Origin of the sequence: Streptomyces sp. NPDC102278 (assembly GCF_044766345.1) — a bacterium.
Lineage (GTDB): Bacteria > Actinomycetota > Actinomycetes > Streptomycetales > Streptomycetaceae > Streptomyces.
In genome coordinates, this window is record NZ_JBIWLV010000039.1 from 1 (window position 1) to 9,869 (window position 9,869).

A 9,869-nucleotide genomic window follows, 5' to 3' on the forward strand; every position below is an offset into this window, starting at 1 on the left:
CACGAACATGCCGTCGTAGTGCCCGGCCGCCACCGACGCGGAGTACATGTCGTACACCCCGATCAAGGGTGTGGTGCCCGGCTTGGCGATCTCTTCCCGCAGCGTGTTTCCGTGACTCATGGCCAGACTCCTTCGAGGTGCTGTGCGTATCCGGTGACCGGGCGACCGCGCGACACGGCGGCGCTTTACCCAAAGCAGATCATTTCCTGACCATTTGCGGGGGAATGGTTACTGCGCCGACTGCCTCACGCCAATGGCGTAGTCCGTTCACCACAGAAACGTCACTGGGTGAACGCCACCCCTCTAGCCGAGCCGCATTCCGTCGCGCATGACGACTCTGCCTCGCAGCTCCGGTTCACCCTTCCAAGCGGACACGGTCGTCGGCACCTCACCGCCCGCAAGATGACCAGCTCCGCCCGCACCGCCTCCACCACCTGTGGACGCCAACTCGCCGCCCTCGCCCTGGAATTCCTCGCCGACAGCGACCCGCACAGCCCTGCCGTCCAGCTCGCACGGGCCTACCGCGCCCGGGAGGCGGACGGGAACCTCGCCGTGATGCAGGGCGCCTTGAGCAAGGAACTCGGCGTCACCCCGCTCGCAGCCGTCCTCATCGAACTCCGCGGCGCCGCCGTGCCGTTCCTCACCGCCGCCGTCCGCCTCGGACGCCTCTCCCCGACGAAGGCCCAGGTCATCGCGTACCGCCTCACACCCGCCATCGGCGACGCCGCAGCCGCGGCCCTGGCAGCCGAAGAACTCCACAGCACTCAAACCCGCTTCTTCGCCACCTGAGAACACACCACTCAGCTCCGCGGAATGTCCGATACCACCGCAAACCGGGCATACGTCGCGAAGCGAAACCGCCCACCCTGCTTCCCCCGTCGGCCGGTACTCCATGACCGGGCCCGCGTCGGGGAAGATGGCGGGGTCAGCCGTAGTCGAGCCGTGGGGAGTGTGCGCGTCGATGACGCCGTCCGGCCTTGAGTCCAAGCCACCGACGATCGCCGATGTGGCGCGCGTCGCCGGGGTGTCGCGCACGACGGTGTCGCACGCGCTCAACGGACTCGGGAAGGTCGACCCGCGGACCCGGGAACGGATCAAGCAGGTCGCCGCCGAACTGGGCTACCGGCCGAACCTGCGGGCGCAGCGGTTGCGACGCGGCCAGGCCAAGGCCATCGCACTGGCCTCCTCGATGCCCTTCGCCGTCGCCGGCGGGACCTCGCGGCTCGGGTTCTACATGGAGATCGCCGCCGCGGCGGCCGAGAGCGCGCTCCTGCACGACTACGCGCTCGTGCTGGTGCCGCCCGTGCGATCCGGATCAGGGCTGCACTCCGTCGACATCGACGGCGCCATCGTCGTCGAGCCGGACGTCGACGATCCCGCGGTGGCGCAGCTGAGGGAGCGCGGACTGCCGTACGTGGCGCTCGGCCGGCCCGTGGCGGCGGGCGAGGAGGTTCCGTACGTGGACCTGCGCGGCGGGCTGGTGACCGAGATGCTGCTCGCGCACCTGCGGGAGCAGGGGGCCCGGCGGCCGGCGCTGCTCATAGGGTCCGGCGAACGGCACTCCTCCGTCGACGCGCGCGAGGCGTACGGGCGGATGGCCGAGCGTCACGGGTGGCCGCCGATCGTGGCGACCGCCTCGGAAGAGGGCGGGGAGCAGGCCGGCTACGAGCGGTGTGTGGCGCTGCTGGAGGAGCATCCCGGGATCGACGCGGTGTGTGCGCTGGTGGACGTGTTCGCGGTGGGCGCGGTCCGGGCGATTCGGGAGAGCGGGCGGTCCGTACCGGGTGACGTCCTGGTCGCCACCCGGTACGACGGGCTCCGCGCCCGGACCTGTGACCCGCTGCTGACCGCCGTCGACCTGCACCTGGACCGGGCGGCGGCCGACGCGGTGGAACTGCTGCTCGGGCGCTTGGGCGGCGGGGCGGCCCCCCCCGCGGGGGCCCCCCCCCCCCCGCGGGGGGGGGCGCGGGCCGCGTGGCGGCGGGGCGGCCCCCCCCGGGCGCCCCCCCTCACCCCCCCCCCCCGGGGGCGCGGGGGGGGGGGGGGGGGGGGGGGGGGCCCCGGGGGGGGGGGGGGGGGGGGGGGGGGGGGCCCCCGGGGGGGGGGCCCCCCCCCCCGCCGCGGTTGGTGGTACGGGCCTCGTCGCTGCGGGCCGGCCCGCCGGTGTCGCCTCCCTTCACACCCCCGTCATGAGGACGAGGCCGGAGACCAGGGCGAACACCAGGACGAACAGCCGCATCCTGCGGGCGTCGAGCCGGTGGTGGACCAGCCGGCTCAGCCAGGCTCCGACGGCGATCGCGGGCAACAGCAGCAGGACCGGGCCGAGTTCCTGCGGATGACCCTTGCCCGTGGCGAAGAGCAGTATCAGCGAGGCCACTTCGCCGATCAGGAAGCAGAGCGCGACGGTCGCGCGGAGTTCGGCGGGCGGCCGGTGCTGGTACACCAGGGCGAGCGGCGGACCGCCCACGCCCGTCGCGGTCTCCGTCAGCCCGGTCACCGCGCCCGCCCCCACGTAGGCGAGCCGCCCGGGCGTGAAGGCGGGCGCGGCCAGGCTGACCACCGCCGCCAGGACGGTGGCGCCGCCGACGAACAGGCCGATGCTGCGGTCCGGGATCAGCCAGAGCAACGCGAGGCCGCCGGGGGTGGCGGCCAGTCGGGCAGCGGTGATCCAGCCGGCGCCCCGCAGGTCGAGGGCGCCCCGCTCCCGCCAGGCGACGTACAGGTTCAGCGGGATCATCGCCGCCAGGACGAACACCGGTAGCAGGCCAGGGTCGACGATCCCGGCGACCGGCGCCACGATCAGGGCGAAGCCGAGGCCGCTGCTGCCCTGGACGAAGGCGGCCACGGCGACCGTGACGGCGAGGACGGCGAGCGCATCCGGGCTCATCGCGCGGCGCTTCGTGCGCGGGCGGTGGTGGAGGTGGGGTGGGCCCGGGTGATGGGGGCCCGTTCCACCGCGGCGCGGGCGAGGCCGGCGGCCCGCCGGACGAGCGCCGGGCCGTCCCAGCCGGTGGGCAGCCCCCGCCACAGGCGCAGCCGGCCCGCGACGAACACGGCGCTGATCTGGTCGCGGTTGCCGCGGCGTACGAGCTCCCAGGGGAGGTCCCAGGACAGCGCGAGTTCGGGGTTGGTGACGTCCACGAGGAGGAAGTCGGCGGCCAAGCCCGCGGCGATGGTGCCGGTACGGGCGCCCAGGCCCACCGCGTCGGCGCCGCCCCGGGTGGCGTGCTCCAGCCAGGTCCAGCCGGCGCCGCAGGAAGAGTCTCCGATGGCGAGGCCGTACGCGAGGCGTTGGGCGAACTCGGCCGCCTCGGCGAGCCGGAAGCCGTCCCCGCGCGTGCCGTCGGTGCCCAGGCCGAAGCGGATGCCGCGTTCGGCCATGGTGGCGGCCGGGGCGACGGCGTTGCCCTTCCAGGCACTGGCCACGGGGTTGTAGCTGACGGCGGTGCCCGTGTCGGCGAGCAGCGTCAACTCCCGGGGGGTGAGCAGGGTGGCGTGGGCGGCGAGCAGGTGGGGGCCGAGGGCGCCGATGTCGTGCAGGTGCTCCAAGGGGCGCAGGCCGTGCCGGACGAGGGAGCGTTCGACGCCCGCCAAGTGCTCGTTGACGTGGATCTGGACGATCGCCCCGGCTTCGGCGGCCAGGCGCGCGGTGCGCCGGAGCGTGGCGGTGGTGGCGGCCTCGGGGATCGAGACCGCCAGGGAGGCGTGGACGAGGGCGTCGCCCTCGTAGCGGGCCAGGTGTTCCTCCTCCCGCTGCGCGCCGCCGGAGCCCGCAACGCCGGAGCCCGCAACGCCTGAGCCCGCCCCGCCTGAGCCCGCGCCGCCGGAGCCCGGGTCGCCGGGTCCCACGGCGCCGGGTTCCACGTCGTCACACACGAGCCCGAGGACGCAACGGATACCTGCGTCGCGTGCGGCGCGGGCCACCACGTCGACGTCCACGCCCGTGCGGTTGCCGGCATCGGTCACGGTGGTGAAGCCGCCGCGCAGCGCTTCGAGCGCCGCCAGCTTCGCCGACGTGTAAGCCGATTCCTCGTCCAGCGCCCCTTCGAGCGGCACCCAGACCCGGCGGAAGATCTCCGACGGCTCCCCGTAGGCGAGGGCCGAACCGAAGGTCTGGGTGAGGTGGTGGTGGGCGTCGACGAAGCCGGGCATCAGCAGGTGTCCGGGGAGGCGTACGGGGTCGAGGTGGGGGTGGGTGAGCTGGACCTGCGCCGCGTCGCCGACGGCCGCGAAGGACCCGTCGGCGACGACGACCGCCATGCCTTCGGCGGGACCTTCGGGCAGCAGGACGGCGTCCGGCAGGAGGAGGAACGGGCCGGTCCCGTCGAGGAGTTCACGGAGGGAATGGTTCATCGGTTGCTGTTGTCGCTTTCCGTACGGGCTGCGGTCACGCGCGCGGCGATGCCGGGCCTGATGTGGTGGAAGAGGATGTTGAGCACGACGGCCACGAACGCGCCGACGGCGACGCCGCTCTCCAAGAGGATGCGGAGGTTCGGCGGGAAGCTCGCGTACACGCCGGGGATGAGGATGGGCAGCAGTCCGAACGCGAGGGCGACGGCGCACACGAAGGTGTGCGTGTGCTGGTCGAGGTCGCAGCGGCCGAGCATCTGCACACCGAGCACGGTGATGACGGCGAAGACGACCATGGCGGTGCCGCCGATGACGGCGGACGGGATGACGCTGATGGCGTGGGTGACGGGCGCGAGGAAGCCGATGACGATGAGGACGACGCCGGCCGCGGCGGTGACGTAGCGGCTGCGTACGCCGGTGACCCGGACGATCCCGATGTTCTCGCCGCTCGTCACCATGAGGGGCAGGCCGAAGAACCCGCCGACGACCGAGGTCAAAGCGTCGCCGCGGATGGTTTTGGGGACGGCGGTGCGTCGGTCGATCTCCTTGCCGACGGCCTCGGCGTTGATGACGGTCTGGCCGGTGGCCTCCGCCATGGAGGCGAGGCTGTAGAGCATGAGGGGTAGGGCGGCGACGAGGTCGAACCGGGGCGAGCCGAAGGGCAGGAGCTGCGGGACGTTGAAGAGGCCGCCGCCCGCGCCCTCGAAGTCGACGGCGCCGAGCGCGGCGGCGAGCGCGGCGCCGGCGAGCAGGCCGAGCATGACGGCGAGCTGCCGCAGGATGCCGGTGAACAGCAGGTAGAAGATCACGGTGAACCCGATGGTGGCCATGCCGAGCCCCAGGTTCACGGGGTCGGCGAAGTCGGGGTCACCGGGGCGGCCGGTGACGAGGACGGCGCCGACCTTCACCAGGTTGACGCCGACGATGACGATCATCGTGCCGATGACGAGGGCGGGGAAGAAGGCCAACAGCCGTGAGAACAGGGGCAGGACGACGAAGGAGAAGACGGCGGTGAGGACGACCGCGCCCGTGGCGGTGGGCAGGCCGTGCTGTTCGGCGATGGCGAGGAAGAGGATGAGCGGCGCTCCGCCCGGGAGCATCACGAAGGGGAGGCGGGGACCGAACTTCCAGGGGCCGAGGGACTGGACCAGAGACCCGATGCCGGAGAGCACGAAGGCGGCGGAGAGCAGGTCGACGGTCAGCGCCGGGCCGAGGTTGAGGGTGGCGCTCATCAGGAAGATCGCCGAGATGGGCGTGGCGGCCATGACGAGGACGTGCTGTACGCCGAAGAGGAGGATCCGACCGACCGGCCGGGACTCGTCGACGGGATGGACGACGCGGTCGGCGTTGCCGGCTTGCTGCTGCGTACGGGCGATGGTGGGGCGGGGACTTGACACGTTCGAGCTCCGATCGGCGTTCGACACGCTTGGGTTCAGCCGCGATCCAGCCCTGGACGGAGAGCCAAATCGATTTGGCCAAATCGATTTGGCCGCCAGTATGTGAGGCCCCCGGACCCCCGTCAAGACCCTTGACACGTCGGCCGACGGCCGACGGCCGACGGCGCCGGGGCCCGGGGCCCGGGGCCCGGCGGCCGGGGCCTGGCGCCCGGGGCCCGGCCGCGCCCGCGCCCGCGCCCGCGCCGGTGGCGCGGCCGGCTCGGCCACCGGAGCCGGCCGCGCCCGCGCCACCGGAGCCGGCCGCCACCGGAGCCGCGGCGCCCCCGCCACCGGAGCCGCGGCGCCCGCGCCCCCGGAACCGGCCGCGCCCCCGGAACCGGCCGCGCCCCCGGAACCGGCCGCGCCCCGCCACCGGAAGCGCCCGCGCCCCCGGCGCCCGGCCGCGCCCGTCGTTCCCCGATCCTCGGGAACGGGATTCCCCGGCGCGTGGCGTGCGCCGTCCCCCACGCGCTCCGAACGCAGCCCCTGACGCCATGCCTCCGGCGCAGCCCGGCCGCCCCCCCCGAAACGAACAGCGCCATGAGCCGGCGTCAGCGAATGTGCGGGTGGGCGTGGGACCACCCGCAGTTGTGGGAGGAGAACGCCTGTTGTGCCTCATCGAGTGAACGGCGGGCCCGCGTCGGCACCGTCGTTCACTGAGCTGATGGTCCGGGGGCTACGTCATCTGGCCGCCCTGTTCTACGCTCGGAGGCTGTGCCGTAAACCTCCTGGGCTTGAACCCGGATCATCCGCAGCCAGGAAGAATTGCGCGAAATCAACGCCCCATGTGAATGAGGTTGTGTTGTCCAAATACCTCCAGGTAGTAGGAATAGCCGCCCTTCTCGGCGTGCTGGTCGGATGCGGAACACCTGCTGGTGCGCCCCCATCGGCGCCCACGCCCCTGAAACCCGCGCCCCTGAAACCCACGCCGCGGCTCGCCCTCGAGGCTATCCCCGAAGCACCCACGAAAGGGCTGGCCAAAGGATTGACGCTCCCCTTGGACGCCTATTCCCTCGGCGCGCGCGAGCAGTATGCCTGGCAGGCCGCTACCCAGGACCAGTGGCGGCAGTGCATGACTCGCTTCGGTCTCAAGTCCTTCAATCCGCCTTCAGCATCGACGGAGACCGCGATAGCCGCATCTGACATCGACATGGGGCGCCGTTACGGCATCTCGGACCCGGAGGCCGCGAAGACACGTGGGTATCACCTTCCGGTGACCCCGGAGCCGCCGCGCTGGGAACCCGCCAAGGGTGCCGAAGAGGCTGTCTTCACAGGCAACGGAAAAGAGGTGGTCGATGGCCTCTACGCTGGCCAGAAGGTGCCAGAGGGCGGATGTCGCGGGGAAGCCAAGCGTGCGTTCCCGGTGCCACAAACGCCTGAAGCGGTGAACGTCGAAGGACGGGCCTTCGCTGCGGCCCAACAAGATCCGGCCGTGGTGCAAGCGTTCGATCAGTGGTCAGCTTGTATGGGGAAGAGCGGACTTGACGTCAAAACTCCGCTTGATGACTTGGCGGCGCTGGGGGTCACCCTCGAAGGTCCGAATCCCGGCTCACGGGAGATGGAAATTGCGGTTTCGGATGTCGAATGCAAGAGGAAGACTGGCTTGATTGCGCTGTGGCACCACAAGGAAGAGCGTGAACAGAGAAGCGAGATAGCCAATTCGGCATCCAAGCTGGACGTCGAGCGAGAAGTAAAGGATGGCGTGGTCAAGAAGGCCATCCAGGCTTACAAGAGCAAGATGCAGGAATCACAGTGAAGATCATTCCGCGCTGACGCTGACGCTGACGTTGATGCTGCGCGCTCCCGCACCCCCGAACAACGATGCCGCGGCTGAGGCCACGGCTCCAGAACGTGGAGGTCCAGCACGACTTCGGGCCCGACGTCGCCTCGACACGGCTGGTCACCACGACAGCAGATGGATTCGCGGGCCGAGGAACGGATCGTTCTCAACCGGATGGACGGCCGCAGGTACATCCCACTGGGCCACAACCCCGGGATCTCTTCCCTGATCACCTGCCTCGCCGTCCCCCTGTGTGTGGTCGTAGACGAGTACGGTCACGCCCGGACGGCGTTGCTCCTCGGCGCCCGCGAACGGTGGGCGGAGTGGCGGGGCGGCTCGATGGCCGTGTCGCACGAGGACCGCCCCGCAGCCTCGGGGATCGCCGGCGGCGGCCTCCGCCATCGGACTCATGACTCATGGACTCGTGGACCCGTGGCCGCCCCTCGCTCGCTATCAGCCGTGCCTTCTGCAAACGGGGGCGACATGGCTGATCGGCGCGTTGTCTCGCGCGCAACCGATGCCGACAGTGAACGAAGGACGCGACCTGGGAGGGTGAAGGGAATGGCGTACACGTTCTTCGACAGCACCGCGTTGCCGACGGAGCAAAGGTTCGACTGGTGGTGCGAGACCGTCAACCGAAGCGTGTCACCCACCCGGCAGACCAGCAGTCACGCGGCTGATTTCGCGGGCAGTGTTGCCTTCTTGACCATGGGGCCGGTCCAGACCAGCACTCTCGCCTTCCCCGCGGTGCAGTCGCAGCGCAGCGCTGACCTGATCCGACAGTCGGATCCGGAGACGTACGAGCTGACTCTGGTCCTTGGCGGCCAGATGTGGATCTCCCAGAACCGCAACGAGGTCCAGGCGACTGCCGGCGAGTTCCTCATGTGGAACTCTTCGCGTCCCTATACCGGCCAGGCCCTCAGCGGCGCCTCGGTGGGCGCTTCGCGCGCCATCATCGTGCACCTGCCTCGGGCGCTCCTTCCCCTGCCGCACGCCAGGGTCGACGAGTTACTGGCCCAGGGGCTGCCGGCCGCCGACGGCATGGGTTCCATCCTGGCCCGCCACCTGTGCAGCGTCATGGAACAAGCCCCCGCCCTCGCGGAGCCGGACTGCACAGCGCTGGGTCCGGTGACCCTGGACCTGGCGGCCGCCTTTCTCGCCCACCGGCTCGGCCTGCTGAACCGGGTACAGCCGGAGTCCCGCGCGCGGATGCTTCTGGCACGCATCGACCAGTTCATCGACGCCAACCTCACCGATCCGATGCTGTCCCCCTCGGACATCGCCGCACGACACCACATCGCACTCCGGACGCTTCACGCGCTCTTCCGGCAGCGGGAGCGGACCGTTGCCGCGACGATCCGACACCGGAGACTGGAAGGCGCCCGCGCCGAACTCGCCGATCCGCGCTCACGAACGGTACCCATCCACGTCATCGCCGCTCGCTGGGGCTTCACCGACGCCGGTTTGTTCAGCCGTACGTTTCGCAGCGCGTACGGAAGTACTCCGAAGGACCACCGCCGGCGCGCGACCGCAGAACCCGACGCGGGCAACCCTCCTCGACCCTGAACAGCCGCGGCGATCAAGGCTCATGCCCGCGCGTGCGGTCGCAGAGCCGCGGAGCCGGCCGTGCGCTACGTGCCCAGAAATCCTGCACGGGCAGCCCATTTGACGCGCCTTGACCAACCTAGGGTCGTATCACGCGGCCCCGGTGTGCAGGGTCCGCGTTCCGGAGAGATCCTGAGAAGGAGGAACGATCATGAGCAACAAGATCGTACTCGTTGCCGTGGGCGCCACCCTGCTGCTGGCATCGACGATGGGCACCGCACTCGCACAAGACCAAACCCTGACAGGAAGCAGTTCGGCGGCTGCTCCCGCAGGGGCGGGCCAAGTGATCGAACCGATCCACTTCAACGGCACCGACGCCGAGATCAAGGCCTGGGACAACTGCATCCACGGGCAGGCGTGTCTGTTCCAGAACAGCAACGGCGGCGGGACCATGTGGGTCGTGCCCAGCTGCAACGTCGTGTACAACCTCGACTCCAGCATCAACAACCGGGCCAGCTCCCTGTGGAACAGGGCCGGCAGCCCCTTGAGCGTCTACAACGGGAACAACGGGAACACCATGCTCGGAAGCTACGGCGCGTTCGGACCGCCGATCAACCTCCCGGGGAACTTCAACGACAAGATCAGTTCCGTGTACGCGCCCTGCTAGTGACCTGGTCCGGAGATCCTGTCGCAGTAACGGCAGATTCGGTCGAGGATTTGATCAGCGGTCTTGGTCCACTTGAAGGGCCGGGCCTCGT

At 70.8% G+C, this 9,869-nt stretch carries 7 protein-coding genes and 2 pseudogenes; 5 read left to right on the forward strand and 4 right to left on the reverse strand.

Going from position 1 to position 9,869, the window contains the following annotated elements:
- A pseudogene (locus ACIRO3_RS36665) lies at positions 1–120 on the reverse strand (carboxyvinyl-carboxyphosphonate phosphorylmutase); the annotation flags it as partial.
- Positions 121–402: 282 nt separating this feature from the next.
- Here ACIRO3_RS36665 and ACIRO3_RS36670 point away from each other — a divergent pair.
- Complete coding sequence (locus tag ACIRO3_RS36670) at positions 403–789, forward strand: urease accessory UreF family protein (RefSeq protein ID WP_404144076.1); 387 nt, start codon at positions 403–405, stop codon at positions 787–789.
- A gap of 172 nt (positions 790–961) precedes the next feature.
- Positions 962–1,987, forward strand: a pseudogene (locus ACIRO3_RS36675) (LacI family DNA-binding transcriptional regulator); the annotation flags it as partial.
- A gap of 189 nt (positions 1,988–2,176) precedes the next feature.
- Here ACIRO3_RS36675 and ACIRO3_RS36680 read toward each other — a convergent pair.
- From ACIRO3_RS36680 to ACIRO3_RS36690, 3 genes are read right to left on the reverse strand one after another with little or no spacing between them, the layout of a single operon-like run.
- Positions 2,177–2,887, reverse strand: coding sequence for a sulfite exporter TauE/SafE family protein (locus ACIRO3_RS36680; protein ID WP_361786344.1), 711 nt, complete (start codon positions 2,885–2,887; stop codon positions 2,177–2,179).
- Positions 2,884–4,353, reverse strand: a complete 1,470-nt coding sequence (locus ACIRO3_RS36685; RefSeq protein WP_404144079.1) for an amidohydrolase family protein — start codon at positions 4,351–4,353, stop codon at positions 2,884–2,886. The genes ACIRO3_RS36680 and ACIRO3_RS36685 overlap by 4 nt, the downstream gene beginning before the upstream one ends.
- Entirely contained in the window at positions 4,350–5,747 is a 1,398-nt protein-coding gene (locus ACIRO3_RS36690) for a uracil-xanthine permease family protein (protein WP_404144081.1), read from the reverse strand. The genes ACIRO3_RS36685 and ACIRO3_RS36690 overlap by 4 nt, the downstream gene beginning before the upstream one ends.
- A 1,036-nt stretch (positions 5,748–6,783) precedes the next feature.
- Here ACIRO3_RS36690 and ACIRO3_RS36695 point away from each other — a divergent pair.
- From ACIRO3_RS36695 to ACIRO3_RS36705, 3 genes are all read left to right on the forward strand, one after another.
- Positions 6,784–7,542, forward strand: a complete 759-nt coding sequence (locus tag ACIRO3_RS36695) for a hypothetical protein (RefSeq protein WP_404144083.1) — start codon at positions 6,784–6,786, stop codon at positions 7,540–7,542.
- Positions 7,543–8,127: 585 nt separating this feature from the next.
- Positions 8,128–9,132 carry a helix-turn-helix domain-containing protein gene (locus ACIRO3_RS36700; RefSeq protein ID WP_404144085.1) on the forward strand — a complete coding sequence of 335 codons (1,005 nt, stop codon included), beginning with the start codon at positions 8,128–8,130 and terminating at the stop codon, positions 9,130–9,132.
- Positions 9,133–9,322: 190 nt separating this feature from the next.
- Positions 9,323–9,778: a peptidase inhibitor family I36 protein gene (locus ACIRO3_RS36705; RefSeq protein ID WP_404144087.1), complete on the forward strand. Its 456-nt coding sequence runs from the start codon at positions 9,323–9,325 to the stop codon at positions 9,776–9,778.
- The last annotated feature ends 91 nt before the right edge of the window (positions 9,779–9,869 follow it).